Genomic DNA, 24,841 nt, shown 5'->3' with positions numbered 1-24,841 from the left:
CCGGCGGCGTCGTTCATGTTCTGGGCCACGTGGCTGGTATCGGCTGCGGCGGTCTGCAAGTCGGAAGAGGCGCTGCCGATGCGCTGCATCAGTTGCGCGATCATGCCCAGGAATTGGTTGAACCAGCCCGCCAGGGTGGCCGTTTCGTCCTTGCCTTGCACCGAGAGTTTACGGGTGAGGTCGCCTTCACCCTCGGCGATTTCCTGCAGGCCGTTGGCTACGCCGCGAATCGGCCGCACGATGACGCTGGCGAAACTGGCGCCCACCACAGCGAAGACCACGGCCAGCACGGCAGCAATGGCGGCGATCAGCCAAGTCAGGCTCGAAGCCTCGGCCATCACTTCATCGCGCTTGATCAGGCCGATGAAACGCCAGCCCAACCCTTTGGAACTGACCACGTTGGCCATGTAGGGCACGCCGTCGATCTCGATCTGGGTCACGCCATCGCTGCTTTTGGCCAGCTCGGCATAGTTGGGGCCCAGGTCGGCCAGCGGCTTGAAGTTGTGCTTGGCATCGGCGGCGTCCACCAGGACGTTGCCGTTGGCTTCCACCAGCATCAGGTAGCCACTGTCGCCCAGCTTGATGTTCTTCACCAATTCGGTCAGTTGCTTGAGCGACACGTCCAGGCCGACCACGCCCACCAGCTTGCCGGCGGCGTCGGAAACCGTGTGCACGATGCCGATCAACGACACATCATCCGGCGCCCAATAATAAGCGTCGGTGCGCACGGTGGTGCCCGGCGCGGCGATGGCCGCCTTGTACCATGGACGCACCCGTGGGTCGTAGTTGGAGATTTTGGGGTCGTCAGGCCAACTGGCATAACCGCCGTCGGCCAGGCCCAGGGAAAGGTAGGCGGTCGTCGGGTGACTCTTGGCGAATCGGTCGAAGATCTCCAGCAGCTGTTTATTGTTCTCGGTAAGCGGGATTTGTGCGGCGTCGGCACCCGAGTAGTTCTTCAGATCCTTGGCTGCGACGATCCGTGGATCCTTGGCGAAGAATTCGACGTTCTGGCTGATGCCATCGAAGAACTGCTTCATGCCGTTGTCGATCTGGCGGATTTCTCGGCCGCTGCTGTCCAGGAAGTTGGCTTTCGCAGCGTCGCGCAGGTTCAGTACGACAAGCACCGCCACCAGGATAACGGGAAGGCAGGCGATGGTCGCGAACGCCCATGTCAGCTTCTGTTTGATATTCATGACTTCTCCCGCGGAATATTTTAAGTGTTGGAACGGCGGAAACGGCTGTGGTTGGCGTTGCGAGTCTCTGGAAGGGAAAAGCGCCCATGCCTACTGTCAGTGTATCGACCAAAGTCGTAGGCACTTGAGGCTTGCCTTTTTTGGCGCGGGCCGAACGGTAGACGGCGCAGGTGCGAATGCGGCCGGCTTGACTTGTCTGGAAGATAACGTGGTCTGCCCTGCGCCTTCGCCCTGCGGCAGGGCACCCACGTGCAGCCAATCCTCATCTTTGATGTATTAACGAGGCCCTATGCCAAGCGCATTCGAGAGCGTACTCAAAAACAAGAACATGGCTTATCGGCCACTCGGATCGGCACCCGCCAGCCAGGCGCCGATCCGCGTCGCGTTTGTATTGATGGACAACTTCTCGATGATGTCCTTCACCGGCGCCGTGGACGCGCTGGTGACCGCCAACCTGATGAGCGACATGCCCCTCTACGAGGTGCTGACGGTGGGGGTGTCGGGTGGTCAGGTGACGAGCGACCTGGGCATTGTCATCTCGACGGACATCGAACTGGCGCAGATACCGGAAAACCAGGATGTGCTGATCGTTGCCGGAGGCTTTCGCGTGAAGTTGCAAGGCCATCCCTTGCTGCGCCGCAAGCTGCGGGCCAATGCGACGTCCGGGGCGATCCTGGGCGGGCTGTGGAACGGTGCCTTCTTTGTGGCGGATGCCAATCTGCTGGATGGTTTCGAATGCGCTGTTCACCCCGAGAGCCGCGCCATGATGGCGGAGGTGTTCCCCCATGTGAAGGTGTCCAATCGTGCCTATGTGGTTGACCGGGAGCGGGTCAGTTGCGCGGGTGCCAACAGTTCGCTACGCATGATGCTCCAGTTGATCCGCCAGACGGGCGGGGCGATGTTGGTGGGGGCTATCGAGGAAATCCTGCGTTGCGATGAGTCCGGCGAGGATGCGACAGACCTGCCGCCGGTTTTTGTCGAGACCGACCCGACGCTGCCGGAAAGCCTCAAGTTGGCGTTGGAACTGATGTGGCAGAACGTGGAAGAGCCCTTGACCATCGATGAGCTGGCGGCGTGCGTAAAGATTTCCAAGCGCCAGTTGGAGCGGCGCTTCTGCAGTTTTCTCGGTGCGACCCCCACGCGTTATTACCTGGAGCTGCGCCTGACGCGCGCGCGCCAACTCATCCAGCAGACCAATCGGTCCGTGACCGAAATCGCCGTGGCGACAGGTTTCGTCAGTTCGCCGCACTTCCAGCGTCGTTTTCGGGATTTCTTCGGTGTGCCGCCTGGCAGCTACCGTTCGAAATCGGAGCGCAAGCAAGCCTTGCGATGAAGACGCTGATTGATCAGGGATGAGTATCTAGAGCGGGGAGAGGGCGTTGCCGGGAGCTGTGCGGGAGCCAGGTGGAGCAAGCCTTGCTCCCACACAGCTCCCGCGTCACGGACACAAATCAGCTGTTATCGTCGGTTTGTGTTTCGGTAGGCAGGTCTTCGGTTTGCGGAGCGGCTTGCGATGCGGTCAAGGTCGTCTCCTTGCACAGCGTCTTGCCAACTTCGTCGGCGATCGAGCCGTCGATGATCCGTCCTTGCATCTGGTCGAACTCGGCTTTCTCCAACCCTGCGAGACTGTTGTACATGCCCATGTGCCGTACATTGCGGCTGGCACAGTCGAGTTCCAGTTTCGTGTAGTTGGTGAAGTAAGTGCCCTTTCTCTGCACGGTGGCCTGGATGGCTGAACCGCTGTCGACAGACGAGACGATGGAGTACACGGCATCCGAATCATCATATAGGTATTTGATGTTCTGGACGTCCGCGGTCGCAGTGCACGCAATCGAGATTAAAGCGAAGGATATGGCGGTTTTCATGCTTTCTTCCGTGAATAAGCAAGTCAGGAGAGAATTGGTGGCAAAGTGAAATCATTTTGCCTAGGCTCTAGCGTTGGGTCAATTTACTTCAAGCAGTATCAATGACCGTCGGTCAGAAACGAAATATTTTCGGGAACTTTATAGAGCGCCGTGCTTCGTGGCAACAGACGAGCGCGTTCAGATTACGCAATGATGCTGTCCGAAGCGTGCTGTAGCTCCAAATAGATCAAAGCCTGAATTTGACCCATCGGCTGACTTTTTTTAGAAGTTTTTCGTCTGAGTTGTCTTCGTAATCACGACTTCAAGACTTTCGAACGACAGTCACCCACCGCTGAATCCGCCACTCATCCACTGTGGGAGCGAGCTTGCTCGCGATGGCGTCAGGTCAGTTGATACTCATGTGACTGACAGTCCGCCATCGCGAGCAAGCTCGCTCCCACAGGGGTTAAAGGTTGATCCATGAGATCTGTGGCAGTTTCTCCCACAGGGTATAAGGGCGCTTCACGGCATCTGCGGCAATTCCTGCGGCCGCAGATCGAACACCAGCACCTCGGCATCCTGGCCATTGCTCAAGGTCAGCGCCTGCTCCTGGCGCACCCGAACGCCATCCCCTTCCTGTAATTGCACGCCGTTAAGCTCGACAGCGCCCCGGGCCACGTGCACGTAGGCATAACGATCCGCTGCCAGGGCCAGGGTGGCGCGTTGCTCGCCATCGAACAACCCGGCGTAGACCCGCGCGTCCTGGCGCACCTGGAGCGAGCCGTCGGCCCCATCCGGGGAGATGATCAATTGCAGGCGTCCCTGTTTCTGCTCGCGGCTGAAGTGCTCCTGTTGATAACGGGGTGTGGCACCGCTGACGTCGGGCACGATCCAGATCTGCAGGAAGTGCACCGGCTCGTCCGCGCTGTGGTTGAACTCGCTGTGGGCCACGCCGCTGCCAGCGCTCATCAACTGCACGTCACCGGGGCGAATGACCGAGCCCGTGCCCAGGGTGTCCTTGTGTTCCAGCGCCCCTTCGAGCACATAGGAAAAGATCTCCATGTCCCGGTGCGGATGCTGGCCGAAACCCTTGGCGGCGGCGACCCGGTCGTCGTTGATGACCAGCAGGTCGGAGAAGCCCTGTTCGTTGAGGTTGCGGTAGCTGGCGAACGAGAAGGTGTGGAACGAGGTCAGCCAGCCGTGGCGAGCAATGCCGCGGTCCGAAGCTTTGCGAAGGGTCAGCATGATGAATTCTCCTGATGTCTTGGGCGGCGGCTGGGGCCGTTCGCCGGGTTCAGAAGAAGGTTAATGGTTACCGATAAATTCAATAAGCAGGTGGAAAACGAAAGACTGTCCGTTTTGAGTGGACAATAGAGAATGCCTACCGGCGGATGCTTCGCTTCGACATAATGCTGAGTCCTGATACCCCATAAAAAACCTGTGGGAGCGAGCTTGCTCGCGATAGCGGTATATCAGCGACATTGATGCTGGCTGATCAACCGCTATCGCGAGCAAGCTCGCTCCCACATGGGATCATCTGTGGCCTACAGTTCCCCTCGATTTTTTGGCGTCTTTCTTGATGAAAACCGTTGCAATGGTGCTGTTCCCGGATTTCTTGCTGCTCGACATGGCCGGGCCGCTGGAGGTGTTTTCCATCGCCAATCGCTACCTCGAGACGAACCAGCGTTATCAACTGCTGACCCTGGGGACCGAGCGCGGGCCGTTGCGCGCATCCAACGGCGTGGCGGTGCAGGCCGATATCCATATCGACCAGGCCTGGGCGGCCTATGACGTGTTGTTGGTACCGGGCGGGCCGGGGGCCTATAACGATCAACATCCGGGGCTGCACACCTGGCTGCGCGCCGCGGCGCAACGGGCGACGCGCTACGGTTCCATCTGCACCGGCGCCTTTGTGCTCGGTGAGGCGGGCTTGCTCGACGGTTATCGCGTCACTACCCATTGGCATTACACCGAACGCCTGATCCAACGTTTCCCCGAGGCCTTGGTGGAAACCGACAAGATCTTCCTGCAGGACCGCCGCCTGATCACCTCGGGCGGCGTCACCGCCGGGATCGACCTGGCCCTGTCCATCGTCGCCCAGGACCATGGCCGCAAAATCGCGTTGGACGTGGCCAAGGTGCTGCTGGTGGTGATGAAACGCCAGGGTGGCCAGGCGCAGTTCAGTCCCTCGGTGGCGGCGGTGTCGACACAGGAATCGGCCATCACCCGGGTGCAGAATCATGTGATGGAGCACCTGGAAGAGCCCTTCACCATCGAACGCATGGCCGCGCTGGCCGCCATGAGTGCGCGGCATTTCGCCCGGGTCTTTGCCCGAGAAGTGAAGATGACGCCCATGGAGTTCCTGCAAGGCGCACGCATCGACCGGGCGCGCCAGTTGCTGGAAACCACTGACCTGCCACTCAAGACCGTGGCGTTTCGCAGCGGCTTCGGCAGTGTGCGGCACATGCGTTTTCTGTTCGGTGAAAAGCTCGGCCTGACCCCGGTGCAATATCGTCAGCAGTTCAGTTGAGCCGTCGGTGTCCGTCCAAGGCACCGTGATGTCCGTGGTGCTCCCTGTGCCAGCATTGTTCTGTGGCGTGCGCCTGCCAAGATAACGGCGAACCCCTTGGAAAGGATGCGCAGGAGCCCAGGGCAGACGTGTTCGGTGATCCGCACGCTGACGCCTGCACCGGTTTTCCGGCGCTGGATCGCCCATGAACAGTTTCGTCAAACCCGACAGCAAGCCGGCGGTGAGCTTCGGTCCGTTTGCCTTCTACCGGCAGCAGCGGCTGGTCACCCGTGACGGCCAGCCACTCGCATTGGGTGGTCGCGCCCTGGATGTTTTGCAGGTGCTGGTGGAGCACGCCGGCCGTTATGTCAGTAAGCAAACCCTCATCGCCCACGTCTGGCCTGACAGCGTCGTGGAAGACATCAACCTGCGGGTGCACATCGCGGCGCTGCGGCGGGCCTTCGGCGACGGGCGGGACGGCGCGCGCTATATTCTCAACCATCCGCGACAAGGCTATTGCCTGGCGGTTCACGAGGACATCCAGACGCCATTCAGTCTCCCAGCCGAGCGACACAACTTGCCCACGCGCTTGAGCCCGGTGGTCGGCCGCGACAGGATCCTGGGACGGTTGTTGGCGCAAGTGCCTCGTCAAGCCCTGACCACAGTGACCGGCCCGGGCGGGGTCGGCAAGACCACCGTGGTGCTGCGGGCGGCAGAGCTGTTGCTTGAACATTTTGACGACGGTGCCTGGTTCGTTGACCTGGCCGCCATCAGCGAGCCCTCGCAGGTGACGGCTCAGGTGGCCGGCGCGCTGGGCCTGGCGCACGGGGCTTTAGGCCGGCGCCTGGAATCCTGCCGGATGTTGCTGGTGCTCGATGGCTGCGAGCATGTGCTCGGCGCCTGTCGGGAACTGGCCCAGGCGCTGGCTGTGACGGCACCGGGGGTGGCGCTGTTGTGCAGCAGCCGCGAACCGCTGGAACTGCCGGGCGAAAGAATCGTGCCACTGCCGGGCCTGGCCGTGGCATCGCCCCTCGAGTCGGAGCACCAGATCGTCGCATGCCCGGCGGTGCAACTGCTGATTGAGCGGGTTAGCGCCCGGCAGCAGGATTTCAAGCCCCATGGCCGCGACTGGCTGGTCCTGGCCCAGATTTGCCAGCGCCTGGACGGCTTGCCGCTGGCGCTGGAATTGGCGGCGGCCCAGGTCGACGCCTTGGGGGTGGCTGGGGTGCTCGAACAGTTGGACTACGGTTTGTCCCTGTTGAGTCATGGGCGGCGTACCGCAGTGGCCCGGCATCGGAGCCTGGAGGCGGTGTTGGATTCGAGTGTCGAGCGTTTGAGCGCTGACGAACGAACCGCGTTCCAGCGCCTGGCGGTGTTCGAGGGACCGTTTACGCTCAAGGCGGCGCAGGCCGTGATCAGTTGCGCTGAACTGAGTGTCGGGCAGGTGCCCAGGTTGCTGTTGCGGTTGGCGAGCGTGTCACTGCTGATGGTCGAGCCGTTGGCCGAGGGCGGGCGTTTTCGACTGCTGCACACCACCCGCGCCTATGCCATGGACAAGCTGCGGCGCAGCGGTCAGTGGCCTGTGTTTCATCGGCGTTACGTACTGCAAGGTGCTTGGGGGGCGCGGCGTTCACGGCCCCAGCCGGCGAGTCAGCGTTTGGAGCAGCGCGTCGGCTTCCAATAGGTCAGGGGTGTCAAAGCCCTCGCTGAAACGGCGGTAGACCGGCCCGAGCAGTTCCTGCGCGGCATGCACCTGCCCTTGACGTTGCCACAAGCGGGCCAGGGAGGTCGCGCTGCGCAGTTCCCAGGCCAGGGCTTGATGACGACGGGCCACGGCCATGGCGTCCAGCAGTTGCGCTTCGGCGGTTTCCTCCAGGGACGGCTCGTTCCGCGCCAGCAAGGTTTCGGCGCCGGCCCGCAGAATCTCCGCCGAACACCAGCCCGCAGCGCCACTGCGGGCCCGTTCCAGTTGCGCGGGGCTGACCCAATCAGGGCGCAGGGTGACGACGATGTCCTGGATCAGCCCGTTTGTCGTACTCGGCTCCAGCGTCTCGCCATCCAATACCCAGGTGTAATGGCAGGCCCAGTCATGGAACAGCATCACCGAATGTTTCTTGGCCTGCTGCTTCAACAGATCGAGCCTTTCCCGCGTGGTCGAATGATCGCCGGTGTAGTGGGCGATCACGCAGCCGGTGAGTGCCAGGGTGTAGCAGATCGAAATGCCGTGATTGATCTGCAGGGCGATCTGCAACGCCAGGTTGGCGGTGCGCCGGGCTTTCTCGGCAAAACCTTGTAGCCAGAGGATCCGCGCCAGAATCGTCAGCGCCGCCACGCTCTGGTCGTATTGCACGCCGAAGCCGTGACTGAAGCGGCTGAGGTGGCCGCTCTGGGCCAGGCGCTGGATCACTTGCTCGGCTTCATGCCGCGCCGCGCCCTGGTCACCGGTGAAATGCAGTGCCAGCACCCGCAGGCGTTGGGCGCTCAGGGACAGGGTCGGGTCGCCCTGCAAACCCAACCGATCGAAATCCAGGCTGTGGTCCAAGGCCTGTTGGTAGCGGCCGCAACTGAGGTCGACGGTCATTTGCCCGGACACGGCCCGCAGCTCGCCGGCCAGGTCCTGGCATTGCCGGGCCAACTGCCGGGCGGTGGCGAAGGCCCGCACGGTGGCCGGTGTACCGCCCTCGGTGTGGTAGTTGAAACTGGCGTGGGCCAGTTCCAGGGCCAGGGTCAAGCGTGGGCAGGGACTGGGGCTGGCCCGCAGCAAGTTCAGTGCCCGGTTGACGTAGAGGCCGTGTTCCTTGAGCAGCGACAGTTCCTGCCAGAGGGGCAGGGTGCGAGCAGTCAGGCGAATCGCCACGGCGTGTGAACCCTGCGGGCCCAGGCCTCGGTCGAGCGCGGCGCGGATGTCATCGCGATAGTCGGCGTAGCGGGCGATCCACAATCGAGTAGGGGTGTTTTCCCAATCGCTTTCCGCTTGCCCCATGAGCGCCAGGCAGCGTTCGGCGTGGCGTTCCTGGCTGGCCGCCAGTTCCCCGGCTTCGGCGAGTTTTTCCAAGGCATAGCGGCGGGTGGTGTCCAGCAGGCGATAGCGCACCTCTTCATCGCCGATCTCAACGTTGAGCAACGACTTGGCGACCAACTGGCTGATCGACACCAGCACCTGTTCGGGCGCCACATGCTGGCCGACGATCACCGCCGCGGCCGAGGCCAGGTTGAAACTGCCCATGAACACCGCCAGCCGCCGCAGGCAGGTCTGCTCGCAGGCCGTGAGCAGCGCGAAGCTCCAGTCCAGCGTGGCGCGCAGGGTCTGCTGGCGCGGTGCGGCGCCGGTGTCGTTGTGGAGCAGGGCGACGCTGTCTTGCAGGTGTCGGTGAAGCGCCTCCAGGGTGAAGCGGCCAAGCTGTCCGGCGGCCAGCTCGATGGCCAGGGGAATGCCGTCCAGCCGCTGGCAGATGTCGATCACCAACGGCACCTCGCGGTCGGTCAGTTCGAAGTCGTCACGGCTGGCCATCGCACGCTCGGCAAACAGTTGCAGTGCCGGGTACTCCAGGGCGGGATAACCCTCGATGGGCATTTCCCTGGGCGGAAACGCCAGGGCGTCCAGGCGCTGCATGTGTTCACCTTCGGCGCGCAGGCCTTCGCGGCTGGTGGCCAGGATGTGCAGGTGAGGCGCACCACGCAGCAAGGTTTCGCTGAGCTGGGCAATGGCGTCGATCAGGTGCTCGCAGTTGTCGAGCACTAGCAACAGATGCCGTTCCTTGAGCTGTCGGCCGAGGGTGTCCAGCGGATCGCCGTCTTGCAGGGGCAGGTCGAGCAACGCACAGAGGTTGGGAGCGATCATGGCCGCGTCGTTGAGCGACGCCAGGTCCAGCAGGTGGGTGCCGTCACGGTAATAGCCGATCAGCCGTTCAGCGACCCGCAGGGCAACGGTGGTCTTGCCGATGCCGCCGGTGCCGACCAGGGTAATGAAGCGTTTTCGCGGCAGCTGGGCCACCAGGTTTTCCACCAGGGCCTGGCGACCGATCAGGCGCGTGCGCTGCAGTGGCAGGTTGCGCGCCAGGGACGGATGGGGGATGCGCGCCAATGGGTCAAGGGATTTGAAAGCCAGCGGCGCGACAAAGCTGTAGCCGCGCTGCGCCACGGTGACGATGTAGCGCTGCCCGGCCTGGCCGTCCCCGAGGGCCTTGCGCAGGGCTGCGACGTGTACGCGCAGGTTGGTGTCTTCCACCACGCTTTTGGGCCAGACCCGGGCGATCAGTTGTTGCTTGCTCACCACCTCGCCAGCGTGTTCGAGCAACACCAGCAGGATCTCCACGGCCCGCCGCCCCAGGCGCAACGGTTGCTCGCCCTCCAGCACCAGGCGCTGGCGCGGATGGACCCGGTAAGGGCCGAAGTGCACCGTCTGTTCGACGGGCAGGCTGAGGTAGTGGCTCATGGTGCTCTCAATGTTCTGGTCCCGATGCCTGGGCTTTACCCGAGCATATTCCTCAGGTTTGGCTTCAAGCGCAACGGCGCAGGCTCTACTCCCGGCCTTCCAGACGCCGAACCTGTGGCGAGGGAGCTTGCTCCCGCTGGGCCGCGAAGCGGCCCCAAAGGCCCCACCTCCCAATCAATCTGACACTCCGAGGTGACAGTTCTGGGGCTGCTGCGCAGCCCAGCGGGAGCAAGCTCCCTCGCCACAAAAGCGGGTTTTTAACACCGCCGTTCCGAAAAAATTAACAACGTTTAACTCACGCAAACGTCTCCTCCGACCGGACCATGAAGCGATCCACCCACCTCAAGGAACCCTGTCATGAGCACCTTCATCACCCGCGACGGCACCGAGATTTACTACAAGGATTGGGGCACTGGGCAACCAGTGGTCTTGAGCCACGGCTGGCCGCTGAACTCGGACAGTTGGGAGGGGCAGATGATGTTCCTGGCGTCCAACGGCTACCGGGTGATCGCCCACGACCGCCGTGGACACGGGCGCTCCAGCCAACCCTGGGACGGCAACGACATGGACACCTACGCCGATGACCTGGCTGAGCTGATCGAACGGCTGGACTTGAAAGACGCGGTGTTGATCGGCTTCTCCACGGGCGGTGGTGAAGTGGCGCGCTACATCGGCCGCCATGGCGCGGCCCGCGTCGCCAAGCTCGGCCTGATCTCGGCGGTGACGCCGTTGATGCTCAGGACCGCGGCCAACCCTGGTGGCTTGCCCATCGAAGTGTTCGACGGTTTCCGCCAAGCCTCCCTGGCCGACCGTTCTCAGCTATACAAAGACGTGGCCAGCGCGTTTTTCGGCGCCAACCGCCCGGGCGCCAAGGTCTCCCAAGGCATGATCGACTGGTTCTGGATGCAAGGCATGCAGGCCGGCCACAAGAACACTTACGACTGCATCAAGGCGTTCTCGGAGACCGACCTTTCCGAAGACCTGCGCAACATCGACGTGCCGACCTTGGTGGTGCACGGCGATGATGACCAGATGGTCCCCATCGAAGCGGCCGGCATTGCCGCTGCCCAGTTGCTCAAGAACGCGCAGTTGCTGGTCTACCCGGGTGCGCCCCATGGCCTGACCGATACCCACAAGGACCGGCTGAACGCGGACCTGTTGGCGTTCATCCAGGGTTGATCAAACCACACACCTGTGGGAGCGAGCTTGCTCGCGATGGCGTCATTACATTCAACATCGATGCAAGCTGACCCACCGCTATCGCGAGCAAGCTCGCTCCCACAGGATCGATAGGATTTCACTCCCATGAACCGCAACGATTTACGCCGTCTCGACATGAACCTGCTGGTGATCTTCGAGGCGCTGATGTTCGAGAAAAACCTGACCCGCGTCGCCGAAAAGCTGTTCATGGGCCAGCCGGCGGTGAGTGCGGCGCTGGGGCGGTTGCGGGATCTGTTCGACGATCCGTTGCTGATCCGTCACGGTCGCGGCATGGAACCGACGCCGCGGGCCCTGGCGATCCTGCGAGAGCTGCAACCGGCCATGGACACCATCTCCGGCGCGGTCAGCCGGGCCAAGGCGTTCGATCCGTCCACCAGTTGCGACGTGTTTCGCATCGGTCTGTCCGACGATGCCGAATTCGGCCTGTTTCCTCCGCTGCTGAGCCAACTGCGCGAAGAAGCGCCGGGGATCATCGTGGTGGTGCGCCGGGCCAATTTCCTGCTGATGTCCTCGCTGCTGGCCAGTGGGGAAATCAGCGTCGGCGTCAGCTACACCACCGACCTGCCGGCCAATGCCAAGCGCAAGAAACTGCGGGACATTCCCTGCAAGGTCTTGCGCGGCGACAAGCGCCCGGGGCCGCTGACCCTGGACGAATACTGCTCGCGGCCCCACGCCATGGTTTCGTTTTCGGGCGACCTGAGTGGCAACATCGACTTGGACCTGGCCCGCATCGGCCGGAGCCGCAAAGTGGTACTGGCGGTGCCGCAATTCAGCGGGCTGCGAGCACTGTTGGCGGGCACCGAGCTGATCGCCACCGTGCCCGACTACGCCGCCTGCGCACTGGTGGAAGGCTGCGCGTTGCGCGCCGAGGACCCGCCGTTCGAGATCAACGCCGCCGAACTGTCGATGGTCTGGAGCGGCGTGCATGACAACGACCCGGCCGAACGCTGGCTGCGTTCGCGCATCGCCAGCCACATGTCGCAACCACTGCCGGCCGCTGCGGCCGCGGACGGAGCCGACCGATGAACCTGACCGATGAGCGCCCGTTGCAGGACCTGGGCTTGTTGTTCCTGCGCCTGAGCGGCGGATTGTTTTTGCTGTGGGTCCATGGCTTGCCGAAGCTCTTGAACTACAGCAGCGAGCTGACCCGCATCGAAGACCCGTTCCACCTCGGCGCGGCGCCGACCCTGATCCTGGCGATTTTCGCCGAGGTGCTGTGCCCACTGTTGATCATGGCCGGTGTGCTGGTGCGCCTGGCGTGCCTGCCGATCCTGTTCCTGCTGGCCGTGGCGCTGCTGGTAGTGCATCCGCAGTGGAGCCTGGAAGAAGGGCAGTTTGGCTGGTTGCTGTTGATTGTATTTACCAGCGTGTTCATTGCCGGCCCTGGACGCCTGGCGCTGAACGCGCGTTTTGATGGAGTGCTGCGTCATGCCTGAGTCCCAAACCCTCGGATCCACCGCGAGCCCGGCGGTACCCGGTTTCGATGAAATCGTCACCTTGGTGGTCAAGCACCGAATCAAAGCCGGGCAGAACGATGCCTATGAGGCCTGGTTGCGGCGCATCGTCACCGTGGCCGGCCAGTGGCCGGGCCATCTGGGCGTCGACGTTGTGCGGGGCAAGCAGGACGGATTGTCATTGTTTACCTGCGTGCTGCGTTTTCGCTCCACCGAAGCCATGCAGCGCTGGCTGGACTCCCCCGAGCGGCGTGAATTGGTGGCCGAGGCTGCGCCACTGTTGGCCGACGGTGATCAGATCGAGGTCGGTTCCCATAAGGAATTCTGGTTCGCCCCGTTGGCCGATGCCGCCACGCCACCGCCGCGCTGGAAGCAATCGGTGGTGACGCTGCTGGTCATCCTGCCGCACACCTTGCTGGTGCCGTTGCTCTGGGGCCCGTTGCTGCAACTCAACGCCTTTCTGTCCAACTACGTGGTCGCCACGTTTTTGATCACCGTGACCATCGTGCTCTCGGTGGTGTACGTGTGCATGCCGCTGGCGACCCGGCTGTTCGCGCCGTGGCTGGAAGCTTCCACAACCCACGAACACTTGGAGCCCGGTCATGGCCGATAAGGACGACCCAACCGATCCGCTGCGCCGCCAATTGCTCGCCGCCGGGTCCTTGCTCAGCGCGGCGGCGGCCTTCTGGCCACGCCTGTCCCTTGCTTCTTCCCATTCACAAGGAAATCCTATGAACGCCGACCTGATTCTGTTCAATGGCCAATTCCACACCGTCGATCGCGAGAAGCCCCGCGCCAGTGCGGTCGCTATCAGCCAGGGCCGCTTCGTCGCCGTGGGCACCGACGCCGAGGCCATGGCCCTGCGCGGCAGCGGTACCCAGGTCATCGACCTCAAGGGCCGCACCGTCATTCCCGGTCTCAACGACTCGCACCTGCACTTGATCCGGGGTGGCTTGAACTACAACCTGGAGCTGCGTTGGGAAGGCGTGCCGTCGTTGGCCGATGCCTTGCGCATGCTCAAGGACCAGGCCGACCGCACGCCAACGCCGCAATGGGTTCGCGTGGTGGGCGGCTGGAACGAATTCCAGTTCGCCGAAAAGCGCATGCCGACCCTGGAAGAACTCAACCAGGCCGCCCCCGATACGCCCGTGTTCGTGTTGCACCTGTATGACCGCGCCTTGCTCAACCGCGCCGCGCTGCGTGTCGCCGGCTACACCCGCGACACGCCGAACCCGCCGGGTGGCGAGATCGTACGCGACAGCAAGGGCGAGCCCACCGGCATGCTGGTGGCGCGGCCCAACGCGATGATCCTGTACTCGACGCTGGCGAAAGGGCCGAAGTTGCCGCTGGAATACCAGGTCAACTCCACCCGCCAGTTCATGCGCGAACTCAATCGCCTGGGCCTGACCAGCGCCATCGACGCTGGCGGCGGCTACCAGAACTACCCGGACGACTACGAGGTCATCGAACAGTTGGCCCGCGAGCAGCAGTTGACGGTACGCATCGCCTACAACCTGTTCACCCAGAAGCCCAAGGAAGAACTCACCGATTTCAAGAACTGGACCGGCAGCGTCAAGCTGCACCAGGGCGACGATTTCCTGCGGCACAACGGCGCCGGGGAAATGTTGGTGTTCTCGGCGGCGGACTTCGAAGACTTCCTCGAACCGCGCCCGGATCTGCCACCGGGCATGGAACAGGACCTGGAGCCGGTGGTGCGTCACCTGGTGGAGCAGCGCTGGCCGTTCCGCCTGCACGCCACCTACGACGAATCCATCAGCCGCATGCTCGACGTGTTCGAGAAGGTCAATCGCGACATTCCGTTCAATGGCCTGCCGTGGTTTTTCGACCACGCCGAAACCATCACGCCGAAAAACATCGAGCGTGTACGGGCACTGGGCGGTGGTATTGCGATCCAGGATCGCATGGCCTTCCAGGGCGAATACTTCGTGGATCGCTACGGCGCCAAGGCCGCCGAAGCCACGCCGCCGATCAAGCGCATGCTCGCCGAAGGCGTGCCGGTGGGCGCTGGCACCGACGCCACCCGCGTGTCGAGCTACAACCCGTGGACTTCGTTGTACTGGATGGTCAGTGGCCGCACCGTCGGAGGCCTGTCGTTGCACGAAGAGGGCCTGCCGCGCCTGACCGCGCTGGAGTTGTTCACCCACGGCAGTGCCTGGTTCTCGTCGGAGCAGGGCAAGAAAGGCCAGATCAAGGTCGGCCAACTGGCGGACCTGGCGGCCCTGAGCGCGGACTTCTTCAGCGTCGAGGAAGAAGCCATCAAGTGGATCGAGTCGGTGCTGACCGTAGTGGACGGCAAAGTGGTGTACGCCGCTGGCGACTTCGAAAAACTCGGCCCAGCCAGCGTCCCGGTGCTGCCGGACTGGTCGCCCGTGGTCAAGGTCCCGGGGCATTGGCGCCCGAGCTCCCCATTGCAGGCGCAAGTCCACCAGTGCAGCGGGCCGTGCAAGGTGCATTCCCACAGCCACGAACGGGCGCGACTCTCGAACGTCCCGGTCAGCGACTTCCAGGGTTTCTGGGGCGCGTTTGGCTGTTCCTGCTTTGCCTTTTGACTGAACAAACATCTATCCCCCTGTGGGAGCGAGCTTGCTCGCGAAGGCGGCGGAACATTCAACATCACCGCCGCCTGACACTCCGCTATCGCGAGCAAGCTCGCTCCCACAGGTTTCGTAACATCCATCCCAAAGGAGTCACCCCATGAGCAACGTTCCCGCCTACAACCGTCTGAACAAAGACGACGCGGTCGTCCTGCTGGTCGATCACCAGACCGGTCTGATTTCCCTGGTCCAGGACTTCTCGCCCAACGAGTTCAAGAACAACGTGTTGGCCTTGGCCGACCTGGCGAAGTTCTTTGAACTGCCGACCATCCTGACCACCAGCTTCGAACAAGGCCCCAACGGCCCGATCGTGCCGGAACTCAAGGAAATGTTCCCGGACGCGCCGTACATCCCGCGTCCAGGCCAGATCAACGCCTGGGACAACGAAGATTTCGTCAAGGCAATCAAGGCCACCGGCCGCAAGCAACTGATCATCGCCGGCGTGGTCACCGACGTCTGCGTGGCATTCCCGACCTTGTCGGCGCTGGCTGAAGGCTTCGACGTGTTCGTCGTCACCGACGCTTCGGGGACCTTCAACGAAACCGTGCAACAAGCCGCCTGGGTGCGCATGACCGCTGCTGGCGCGCAGATGATGAACTGGTTCTCGGTGGCCTGTGAGCTGCACCGCGACTGGCGCAACGACATCGAAGGCCTGGGCAACCTGCTGTCCCAGCGCATTCCGAACTACCGCAACCTGATGAACAGCTACTCGGCGCTGACGGCCAAGTAAGCGGTTCATGTTGTATGACGCCCGCCTTGTGCGGGCGTTTTTGTGCAGGGCATTAAACCCTTTCAAACCGAACCGCTATCGCGAGCAAGCTCGCTCCCACAGGGTTTGAGGTGTATTCAGGTTCTGTCATCACTCGGAACCCATGTGGGAGCGAGCTTGCTCGCGATGGCGTCAGCCCATTCGAAACCTTTCCAACCTGCTTTACACCACCCACAATGCCCAACTCATCTCCCTGACTGTCCACCCCAGGAATGACAATGAACCCCTTCGAAGAAATGCGCATCTTTGCCCAGGTCATGGAGTCAGGCAGTTTCACCGCCGCCGCGGACAAGCTCGGGCTGTCCAAGCAGTTCGTCAGCCGCAAGCTCATGGCACTGGAGCAGCGCCTGGGTGTGCGCCTGCTCAATCGCTCGACCCGCCGGCTGGACGTCACCCCGTTGGGCCAGCGCTACTACGAAGCGGCGCTGCGCCTGCTCAATGACGTCGAACAAGTGGAGCAGGGCATCAGCGGCCAGACCAGCGAGCCCCGCGGCACGATTCGCCTCAGCGCACCGCTGTCCTTCGCTGTGGCGCACCTGGGCAGCCTGTTGCCGCTGTTTCTGCAACGCTATCCGGGCGTCAGCGTCGAGGTGGACCTGAGCGACCGTTCGGTGGATCTGCTGGGGGAGGGCTATGACCTGGCGCTGCGCATCGGCGTGCTGGAGGATTCGACCCTGATTGCCCGGCGCATCGCGACCATCGAGCGGGTGTATTGCGCCAGCCCCACCTACCTGGCGCAAAAAGGCACACCCGCGCGGCCTGAAGACCTGCGCAGCCATGACTGCCTGCCCTATGGTCACAGTCGTCAGGTGCAGTGGCGTTTCGCGGGGGCGGGCAAACCGTTGACGCTGGAGGTCACGGGGCGCATGCGCGCCAATAATGGTGATTTGCTCAGAGACGCGGCCATTGCCGGCATGGGCATCACCTATCTGCCCGCTTTCATCCTCGGCGATGCCTTGAAGGATGGTCGGCTGATCAAGGTCCTGGAAGGCTTCGAGACCGAACCGTTGGCGCTATCGGCGGTGTATCCCCAGCATCGGCAAAGTGCACGCCCAGTGCAGGCGTTGGTGGAATTCTTACGCGACCAAATGCAGTAAAGGGGCGCAACGCATTCAGCCGCCACATGACGGCTGAAGCATCTGGCGCTTTGATCAGGCGGCGAGGTTGGCGCTGCTCAGTTCTTTTTTGTACTGCGCTTTCATGGTTTCCATTTCCGCGCCCAAGGCGTCGAGCTTGGCCTTACCCAGCAGTTTTTTCGCGTGGGGGAACATTTCCTTTTCTTCTTCTTCGATGTGGTGCTCAAGCAGTTCCTTGACCACTTTCACCCGACCGGCGAATTCCGGCTGGGTTGGATCGGTGGTTTTCAGGTCCGGCAGCACCAACGAGTCGACGGTGCGGTGTTCTTCCTTGGCCTCGTAGTACATTTCGGCCTCGTCCTTGCCACCGGCTTGCTTGAACGCCGGATAAAGAATTTCTTCTTCCAGGCGAGTGTGGATGGAAATTTCCATTTCCAGTTTCGCCAACAGGTCGGAGCGTTTTTTCACAGCGCGCTCGGTCGACTCGCTCAGTTGAGTCAAGATGGCTTTGACGCGCTCATGGTCGGCTTTCAACAGATCGATGGCATTCATGGGGAGCTCCTCGGCAATTCACGGATGCGGGCAGGCTTCGAGCGCCGACGCCGCGTAAGCGTTGAATTGCATGAGCTGTGCCAGCCGAGACGGGTTTTAAAATGCTTTAAAAACAATGGGTTGAAGTGTTCTTGATTTTCAGCGTCGTGCAAGCTGCATGAGCCGGGAAAAAAACGCGTTGCAGTTTGCGCTGATGGCACGCCACGGCGCGTTCGAATCGACATACATCTCAGCCGATCACCAAATGGAAAGGCCACTGCGCTTTGGCAGTCAGGTTGGTCGAGCCGAAGTTATCGATCCCCGTTGAGACTATCGGCCCAAGCCTGGACTGCTTGGTGGTCAATCACTCGGCCAGTGTCAACATCGGCCAAGGCCTCATGAGTCAGGAGACTGCGTTCCTCTTCCTGGTTTATCCAGGCAGATAGCGCTTGTTTAACGATCCAATCCTTGGAGCGCCCGAGGCGTTCGGCCATCAAGTCGACTTTTTCGGCCAGGTGCACTGGGACGTGAGCTGTAACCGACCGGGTTTCGTGGTGGCTGTCATGGCGGATTTCTCCATTGCAGTTGGCGGTACACGCCCTGTCTTCTGAGGCAGTCGCTTCTGGAAGGATGATCGTAGATGATTGTTGCCGATATTCTCTGCGGCAAACTATCAGATGTAATAAGAAACCGTCTCACTTTCAGAAAAAACACCAACCCGTGGCGAGGGAGCTTGCTCCCGCTCGGCTGCGTAGCAGTCGTAACGTTCGTTTACCCGATGGTCCGTGTTGAGCTGATCGAGGCTGCTGCGCAGCCTAGCGGGAGCAAGCTCCCTCGCCACGGTTTTTGATCACTCGAATCCTGCTCAAAAAAAATGCCCGCATCTCACGAAACGGGCATTTTTGTTCGGTGACGCTCAGGCAATCACCCCGTCAGCCCAGCCTGCTGAACCAACGTCAGCAACGGCTGCGGGTACACACCCAGGAAGAACGCCAATACGGCGATGGCCAGCAGCATCACGCCGCCTGCCTTCTGTTCCCAGTGCAACTCGGCGTCGTGGCGACGCAGGTTCGGTTCCATCAGGTACAGGGTGACCATGACGCGCAGGTAGTAGAACACGCCGATGGCGCTGCCCAGCACCAGGGAGCCGACCAGCCACCATTGGTGGGCCTCGACGCCGGTGGCGATGATGTAGAACTTGCCGATGAAGCCGGCGGTCAGCGGAATGCCGGCCAGGGACAGCATCATCACGGTCAGCACGGCGGTCAGGTACGGACGGCGCCAGAACAGGCCGCGGTATTCGTACAGGGCGTCGGCGTCGCGGCCGTTGTACGGCGAGGACATCAGGGTGATCACGCCGAAGGCGCCGAGGCTGGTGATCACGTAGGTGACCAGGTACACGCCGATGGCTTCCACGGCCAGGCCCTTGCTGGCGATCAGGGCGATCAGCAGGTAGCCGAAGTGGGCGATGGACGAGTAACCCAGCAGGCGCTTGAGGTTGCTCTGGGTCAGTGCCAGCAGGTTACCGAACAGGATCGACGCGATGGCGATGATGGTCAGCACGTTGCTCAGCACACCGCTGCTGGCCACTGGCGAGATCTGGAACAACCGCACCATCACTGCGAACACCGCCACTTTCGACGCAGTGGCAAGGAACGCCGCCACGGGCGCCGGGGCGCCTTCGTAGACGTCCGGGGTCCAGAGGTGGAACGGGACCAGCGACAGCTTGAACGCCAGGCCGATCAGCATCATGCCCAGGCCCAGTTGTGCGATCGGGCTAGGCAGGCCGGTGGCGGCCAGGGCCTGGCCGATGCCGACGAAGCTCAGGGTGCCGGCTTCGGCGTAGAGCAGGGCCATGCCGAACAACAGGAACGCGGAACCGGCCGCCGACAGCACCATGTACTTGATGCCGGCTTCCAGGGAGCGCTTGTTGAAGAAGGCGTAGGCCACCAGGCCGTAGACCGGTACCGACAGCAGTTCCAGGCCGATGAACAGGCTGGCCAGGTGTTGCGCGCTGACCAGGACCAGGCCACCGGCGGCAGCCATCAGGATCAGCAGGTACAGTTCTTCGCGGTTGCCCGGGTAACCCGAACCGCCATCGCCGAGGTAGGCGTGGGCGAGGGTGACGCAGGCCAGGGTGGCGACCAGGATCAACGCCATGTAGAGGCAGGCGAAGCTGTCGATCTGGATCAGCGGCGTGACCGCCAGTGGCGCGACTTTCAAGGCCGGCAAGATCGACAGCAAGGCCAGGTTCAGCCCCGCCACCGACAGCAGGAAGGTCTGTGAGTGATTGCGCCGCCAGGCGATCGCCAGCATCACCACGATGATCGTGGCGCTGGTGATCAACAGCGGCGCAAGCGCGATAAAGTGTTGAATCGTGAATTCCATAGCGCTCTTACCGGGCCGAAGCGAGTTGAGAGAAGGCGGTGCCGAGCCACTGCTGCACGCCATGCATCGTGGCGGCAGAGGTGTCGAGGAACGGTTGCGGGTAGACGCCGAGGTAAACCAGCAGCACCGCAAGGCCGAGCACCATGATCAGTTCGCGACCGTCCATGCCACGCAACACTTCATCCGACTTGGCCGGACCGAAGTAGGCGCGGTGGATCATGATCAGCGAGTAGACCGAACCGAACACCAGGCCGGACGTGGCAATCGCCGTGATCCATGGCGCACTGACGAACGAGCCGATCAGGATCAGGAACTCGCCGACGAAGTTGCCGGTACCCGGCAAGCCCAGGGAAGCGGCCGCGAAGAACAGGCTGATGGCCGGCAGGTAGGCGATGCGCGACCAGATGCCGCCCATCTCACGCATGTCCCGGGTGTGCAGGCGCTCGTACAACTGACCGCTGAGGATAAACAGCGCCGCGGCCGACAGGCCGTGGGCGAGCATCTGGATCACCGCGCCTTGCAGGGCCAGCTGGCTGCCGGAGTAGATCCCGATCAGCACGAAGCCCATGTGCGAAACGCTGGAGAACGCGATCAGGCGCTTGATGTCGGTCTGGGCGAACGCCAGGAACGCACCGTAGAAAATCCCGATCAGGCCCAGGGTCATGGCAATCGGCGCGAACTCGGCCGAGGCATTGGGGAACAGCGGCAGGGCGAAGCGCAACAGGCCGTAGGCCGCCGTCTTCAGCAGGATACCCGCCAGGTCCACGGAACCGGCGGTCGGCGCCTGGGCGTGGGCGTCCGGCAGCCAGGAGTGGAACGGCACCACCGGCAGCTTCACCGCGAAGGCGATGAAGAAGCCGAGCATCAGCACGTACTCGGTGGTCTTGGACATCTGCACTTTCAACAGGTCGGCGTAGTTGAAGGTAATCACGCCGGTGTTGTTGAAGTTCACCAGGACCAGGCCAAGGATCGCCACCAACATGATCAGGCCGGAAGCCTGGGTGAAGATGAAGAACTTGGTCGCCGCGTAGATCCGGGTTTTCTTGCCGTCCGAAGAGCTGTGACCCCAGAGCGCGATGAGGAAGTACATCGGCACCAGCATCATTTCCCAGAAGAAGAAGAACATGAACAGGTCCAGGGCCAGGAACACGCCGACGACGCCGCCCAGGATCCACATCAGGTTCAGGTGGAAGAAACCGACGTGACGCTGGATCTCTTTCCAGGAGCAGAGCACCGAGAGGATACCCAGCAGGCCGGTCAGCAGGATCATCAGAAGCGACAGGCCGTCGAGGGCCAGGTGCACGCTGATGCCGAAGCGCGCGATCCAGGCGTGCTTGAACTCAAGCGCCCAGGTCGGATCGGCGCCAGGGGCCGGTGCAAATGAATAGTCGCCGGTCGCCCACAGCCAGAGGCCGAGCGCGAGTTCCAGGGACATGGTCAGCAGCGCAATCCAGCGCGGGAGCGTGGAGCTGGAGCGCTCCGCGATCCAGCACAGCAGGCCGCCGATGAAGGGGATCAGGATTAGCCAGGGCAGAATCATGACGGGCTCGTTTCCTTTCGCAAGTTCGCAAGGTTCATATCAGACCGCTACCAGCACGATGGCGCCGATAACCAGCACGGCGCCAGCCGCCATGGAAGCCGCATACCAACGCAGTTGTCCGGTCTCGGTACGGCTCAGGGCAGTGTGGCCGCCCTTGGCCATGCGCGGGATCAGGCCAATGGTCTGGTCGAGCGGGTCTTTGCGCAGAATGTGGCTGATCGCAAGGTATGGCTTGACGAACAGTTTGTCGTAGATCCAGTCGAAGCCCCAGGCGGCGAACCACCAGGCCGAAAGGAAACGCCCGATGCCGCTGTTGGCGATTGCCGTGACGAAACGGCGCTTGCCGAGGAACAGCAGGGCAGCCAGCAGGATACCCGCCAGGGCGATGGCGCCCGAGGCGATTTCCAGGCTGTGCTTGGCTTCGCCGCCGGCATGGCCGACGCTTTGCGGCAGCACATCGGCCAGCGGTGGGGTGATCATGGCGCCGACGAAGGTCGACAGCACGATCAGCACCGACAGCGGCAGCCAATGGGCAATGCCGTGGCCTGCGTGGGCTTCGGTCTTGGCTTCACCGTGGAACGCGATGAAGATCAGGCGGAAGGTGTACAGCGAGGTCATGAACGCACCCACCAGGCCCGCGTAGAGCAGACCCTGGTTACCGCTGGCGAACGCTTCCCAGAGGATCTCGTCCTTGGAGTAGAAACCGGCGGTGACCAGGGGCAGGGCCGCCAGGGCCGCGCCGCCGACGATGAAGCTGGCGTAGGCCAACGGCAGTTTTTTCCACAGGCCGCCCATCTTGAAGATGTTCTGCTCGTGGTGGCAGGCAACGATCACCGCACCGGAGGCAAGGAACAGCAGCGCCTTGAAGAAGGCATGGGTCATCAGGTGGAAGATCGCGCCTTCCCAGGCACCGACGCCCAGGGCCAGGAACATGTAGCCGATCTGGCTCATGGTCGAGTAGGCGAGGATGCGCTTGATGTCGGTTTGCACCAGGGCGGCAAAACCGGCCAGCACCAGGGTCACACCGCCGACGATGCCGACCAGGTGCAGGATGTCCGGCGCCAGGGCGAACAGGCCGTGGGTACGGGCGATCAGGTAGACACCGGCGGTCACCATGGTCGCGGCGTGGATCAGTGCCGAGACCGGGGTAGGGCCGGCCATCGCGTCCGCCAACCAGGTTTGCAGCGGCAGTTGCGCGGATTTACCGACGGCGCCGCCCAGCAGCATCAGGGTCGCCAGGACGATCCAGAAGTCACCGACCTTGAAGTGCTCGGGTGCCTTGACCAGCAGTTCCTGGATGTTCAGCGTACCCAGTTGCTGGAACAGGATGAACAGGCCGATGGCCATGAACACGTCGCCGATCCGGGTCACGATGAACGCCTTGAGCGCGGCGTTGCCGTTGTTGCGGTTGCTGTAGTAGAAACCGATCAACAGGTACGAGCACAGGCCCACGCCTTCCCAGCCGAAGTACAGGAACAACAGGTTATCGCCGAGCACCAGGAACAGCATGCTGGCGATGAACAGGTTGGTGTAGGCGAAGAAGCGCGAGTAACCGGCTTCACCGCGCATGTACCAGGAGGCGAACAGGTGGATCAGGAAACCCACGCCGACCACCACGCCGAGCATGGTCACCGACAGGCCGTCCAGGTACAGGGCGAAGTTCGGCGTGAAGCCCTCCACCGCCATCCACTGCCACAGCACCTGCACGTAACGGCCACCTTCCGGTGGGGCGACGTTGAATTGCCAGATCACGTAGGCCGTGACGATGGCGGACAGGCCGATGGAACCCACGCCCACCAATGCCGACAGGTTTTCCGACCAGCGTCCACGGGAGAACGACAGCAGCAGGAAACCGACAAGAGGAAATATGAAAGTCAGGAAGAGAAGGTTCATCCGCGCATCTCGCTGGCAGCGTCAATATCGAGAGTGTGGAAGCGGCGATACAGCTGCAACAGGATCGCCAGGCCGATACTGGCCTCGGCGGCTGCCAGGCTGATCACCAGGATGAACATGATCTGTCCATCCGGTTGCGCCCAGCGAGCGCCCGCGACGATGAAGGCCAGGGCGGAGGCATTCATCATGACCTCCAGGCTCATCAGCACGAACAGGATGTTGCGGCGGACCATCAGGCCGACCAGACCGAGGCAGAACAGGATGCCGGCAACCGCCAGGCCATGTTCGAGAGGGATAGCAGGCATGTGATTACTCCTTCGCCTCGTTACGGCCCAAATGGAACGCCGTGACGGCTGCGGCAAGCAGCAGCATCGAGGCGAGTTCGACCACCAGCAGGTACGGGCCGAACAGGCTGATGCCCACGGCCTTGGCGTCTACGATGGTGTGGCCGATGGCCTGGCCGCTCTGGTGAGCGAACAGCACATACAGCAATTCACCCAGCAGCAGGGCGGACAGGATCACCGGTCCCGCCCAGATGCCGGGCTTGAGCCAGGCGCGTTCCTGCTGGACCGCGGCCGGGCCGAGGTTGAGCATCATCACCACGAACACGAACAGCACCATGATGGCGCCGGCGTAGGCGATCACTTCCAGGGCACCGGCGAACGGCGCGCCGAGGGCGAAGAAGGTCATGGCCACGGCGATCAGCGAAATGATCAGGTAGAGCAGGGCGTGCACGGGGTTGGTGTTGGTGACCACACGAAGCGTGGACACCACCGCGATACCCGATGCGAAATAGAAAGCGAATTCCATCTTTCTTCCTTAAGGCAGCAAGCTCTTCACGTTGATCGGTTCGGCTTCGTTCTGCGCGGCGCCTTTTGGCTTACCGGCAATGGCCATACCTGCAACACGATAGAAGTTGTAATCAGGGTTTTTACCGGGACCGGAAATCAGCAGATCTTCTTTCTCGTACACCAGGTCCTGACGTTTGAACTCGGCCATTTCGAAATCCGGCGTGAGCTGGATCGCGGTGGTCGGGCACGCTTCCTCGCAGAGGCCGCAGAAAATGCAGCGCGAGAAGTTGATGCGGAAGAAGTCCGGGTACCAGCGACCGTCTTCGGTTTCAGCTTTCTGCAGCGAGATGCAACCTACCGGGCACGCCACGGCGCACAGGTTGCAGGCCACGCAGCGTTCTTCGCCGTCGGGGTCGCGGGTCAGGACGATGCGGCCACGGTAGCGGGGCGCCAGATAGACCGGCTCTTCCGGGTATTGCAGGGTGTCGCGTTTGCGAAAGCCATGGCCGAAGATCATGACCAGGCTTCGCAGTTGGGTACCGGTACCCTTAACGATGTCGCCAATATATTTGAACATGGGTC

Annotated in this window: 21 protein-coding genes and 1 pseudogene; 10 read left to right on the top strand and 12 right to left on the bottom strand. The window is 62.4% G+C overall.

Annotation, left to right across the window (positions count from 1 at the left end):
* Positions 1–158 precede the first annotated feature (158 nt).
* Positions 159–1,037 (bottom strand): annotated as a pseudogene (locus J3P85_RS19240) (cache domain-containing protein); the annotation flags it as partial.
* A 445-nt stretch (positions 1,038–1,482) separates the two neighbouring features.
* On the opposite strand from J3P85_RS19240, the gene J3P85_RS19235 reads away from it, so the two are divergent.
* On the top strand, positions 1,483–2,526 hold the full coding sequence (locus J3P85_RS19235; RefSeq protein WP_186709725.1) for a GlxA family transcriptional regulator: 1,044 nt from the start codon (positions 1,483–1,485) through the stop codon (positions 2,524–2,526).
* A gap of 118 nt (positions 2,527–2,644) precedes the next feature.
* Here the strand turns inward: J3P85_RS19235 and J3P85_RS19230 are convergent, their stop codons facing one another.
* Positions 2,645–3,058 carry a hypothetical protein gene (locus J3P85_RS19230; RefSeq protein ID WP_250963012.1) on the bottom strand — a complete coding sequence of 138 codons (414 nt, stop codon included), beginning with the start codon at positions 3,056–3,058 and terminating at the stop codon, positions 2,645–2,647.
* A gap of 501 nt (positions 3,059–3,559) precedes the next feature.
* The gene (locus J3P85_RS19225; protein ID WP_186709727.1) at positions 3,560–4,282 is read right to left on the bottom strand and encodes a pirin family protein; all 723 of its coding nucleotides are present in this window, start codon (positions 4,280–4,282) and stop codon (positions 3,560–3,562) included.
* Positions 4,283–4,616: 334 nt separating this feature from the next.
* On the opposite strand from J3P85_RS19225, the gene J3P85_RS19220 reads away from it, so the two are divergent.
* Positions 4,617–5,567: a GlxA family transcriptional regulator gene (locus J3P85_RS19220; protein ID WP_434702984.1), complete on the top strand. Its 951-nt coding sequence runs from the start codon at positions 4,617–4,619 to the stop codon at positions 5,565–5,567.
* A gap of 184 nt (positions 5,568–5,751) precedes the next feature.
* Complete coding sequence (locus J3P85_RS19215) at positions 5,752–7,230, top strand: ATP-binding protein (RefSeq protein WP_434702982.1); 1,479 nt, start codon at positions 5,752–5,754, stop codon at positions 7,228–7,230.
* On the opposite strand, the gene J3P85_RS19210 is transcribed toward J3P85_RS19215, so the two are convergent.
* A complete protein-coding gene (locus tag J3P85_RS19210) occupies positions 7,177–9,981 on the bottom strand; it encodes an ATP-binding protein (RefSeq protein WP_434702981.1) in 2,805 nt (934 codons plus the stop codon). The two genes, J3P85_RS19215 and J3P85_RS19210, sit on opposite strands and share 54 nt — an antisense overlap.
* 357 nt (positions 9,982–10,338) lie before the next feature.
* Here J3P85_RS19210 and J3P85_RS19205 point away from each other — a divergent pair, with 357 nt between their 5' ends.
* From J3P85_RS19205 to J3P85_RS19175, 7 genes are all read left to right on the top strand, one after another.
* Positions 10,339–11,160, top strand: coding sequence for an alpha/beta fold hydrolase (locus J3P85_RS19205; protein ID WP_186730305.1), 822 nt, complete (start codon positions 10,339–10,341; stop codon positions 11,158–11,160).
* Between the two features lie 126 nt (positions 11,161–11,286).
* A complete protein-coding gene (locus tag J3P85_RS19200; protein WP_434702980.1) occupies positions 11,287–12,228 on the top strand; it encodes a LysR family transcriptional regulator in 942 nt (313 codons plus the stop codon).
* Positions 12,225–12,638 carry a DoxX family protein gene (locus J3P85_RS19195; protein WP_434702978.1) on the top strand — a complete coding sequence of 138 codons (414 nt, stop codon included), beginning with the start codon at positions 12,225–12,227 and terminating at the stop codon, positions 12,636–12,638. The genes J3P85_RS19200 and J3P85_RS19195 overlap by 4 nt, the downstream gene beginning before the upstream one ends.
* On the top strand, positions 12,631–13,269 hold the full coding sequence (locus J3P85_RS19190) for an antibiotic biosynthesis monooxygenase (RefSeq protein ID WP_434702976.1): 639 nt from the start codon (positions 12,631–12,633) through the stop codon (positions 13,267–13,269). Before J3P85_RS19195 ends, J3P85_RS19190 begins: the two co-directional genes overlap by 8 nt.
* Positions 13,270–13,387: 118 nt before the next feature.
* A complete protein-coding gene (locus J3P85_RS19185) occupies positions 13,388–15,226 on the top strand; it encodes an amidohydrolase (RefSeq protein WP_039592859.1) in 1,839 nt (612 codons plus the stop codon).
* Between the two features lie 145 nt (positions 15,227–15,371).
* The gene (ycaC, locus tag J3P85_RS19180; protein ID WP_014337664.1) at positions 15,372–16,001 is read left to right on the top strand and encodes an isochorismate family cysteine hydrolase YcaC; all 630 of its coding nucleotides are present in this window, start codon (positions 15,372–15,374) and stop codon (positions 15,999–16,001) included.
* A gap of 257 nt (positions 16,002–16,258) precedes the next feature.
* The gene (locus J3P85_RS19175; protein ID WP_434702975.1) at positions 16,259–17,137 is read left to right on the top strand and encodes a LysR family transcriptional regulator; all 879 of its coding nucleotides are present in this window, start codon (positions 16,259–16,261) and stop codon (positions 17,135–17,137) included.
* 54 nt (positions 17,138–17,191) lie between these two features.
* On the opposite strand, the gene J3P85_RS19170 is transcribed toward J3P85_RS19175, so the two are convergent.
* From J3P85_RS19170 to nuoI, 8 genes are all read right to left on the bottom strand, one after another.
* Entirely contained in the window at positions 17,192–17,668 is a 477-nt protein-coding gene (locus J3P85_RS19170; protein WP_434702973.1) for a hemerythrin domain-containing protein, read from the bottom strand.
* Positions 17,669–17,958: 290 nt separating this feature from the next.
* Positions 17,959–18,219, bottom strand: coding sequence for a CopG family ribbon-helix-helix protein (locus tag J3P85_RS19165; RefSeq protein ID WP_434706405.1), 261 nt, complete (start codon positions 18,217–18,219; stop codon positions 17,959–17,961).
* Between the two features lie 352 nt (positions 18,220–18,571).
* Positions 18,572–20,035, bottom strand: a complete 1,464-nt coding sequence (gene nuoN, locus J3P85_RS19160) for an NADH-quinone oxidoreductase subunit NuoN (protein ID WP_003203388.1) — start codon at positions 20,033–20,035, stop codon at positions 18,572–18,574.
* A gap of 7 nt (positions 20,036–20,042) precedes the next feature.
* Entirely contained in the window at positions 20,043–21,575 is a 1,533-nt protein-coding gene (gene nuoM / locus J3P85_RS19155) for an NADH-quinone oxidoreductase subunit M (protein ID WP_053123219.1), read from the bottom strand.
* A 39-nt stretch (positions 21,576–21,614) separates the two neighbouring features.
* Positions 21,615–23,468, bottom strand: a complete 1,854-nt coding sequence (gene nuoL, locus J3P85_RS19150; RefSeq protein WP_186709762.1) for an NADH-quinone oxidoreductase subunit L — start codon at positions 23,466–23,468, stop codon at positions 21,615–21,617.
* Positions 23,465–23,773, bottom strand: coding sequence for an NADH-quinone oxidoreductase subunit NuoK (gene nuoK / locus J3P85_RS19145; RefSeq protein WP_003180046.1), 309 nt, complete (start codon positions 23,771–23,773; stop codon positions 23,465–23,467). The genes nuoL and nuoK overlap by 4 nt, the downstream gene beginning before the upstream one ends.
* Positions 23,774–23,777: 4 nt before the next feature.
* Positions 23,778–24,278, bottom strand: a complete 501-nt coding sequence (nuoJ, locus tag J3P85_RS19140) for an NADH-quinone oxidoreductase subunit J (protein WP_434702972.1) — start codon at positions 24,276–24,278, stop codon at positions 23,778–23,780.
* Between the two features lie 9 nt (positions 24,279–24,287).
* The gene (gene nuoI / locus J3P85_RS19135) at positions 24,288–24,836 is read right to left on the bottom strand and encodes an NADH-quinone oxidoreductase subunit NuoI (RefSeq protein ID WP_003180051.1); all 549 of its coding nucleotides are present in this window, start codon (positions 24,834–24,836) and stop codon (positions 24,288–24,290) included.
* Positions 24,837–24,841 lie beyond the last annotated feature (5 nt).

The organism is Pseudomonas sp. Z1-12, assembly GCF_051132015.1.
Classification (GTDB): domain Bacteria; phylum Pseudomonadota; class Gammaproteobacteria; order Pseudomonadales; family Pseudomonadaceae; genus Aquipseudomonas; species Aquipseudomonas zanjanensis.
The sequence above is the reverse complement of the archived record's forward strand: the minus strand, read 5'-3'. Positions and strand labels throughout refer to the sequence as shown.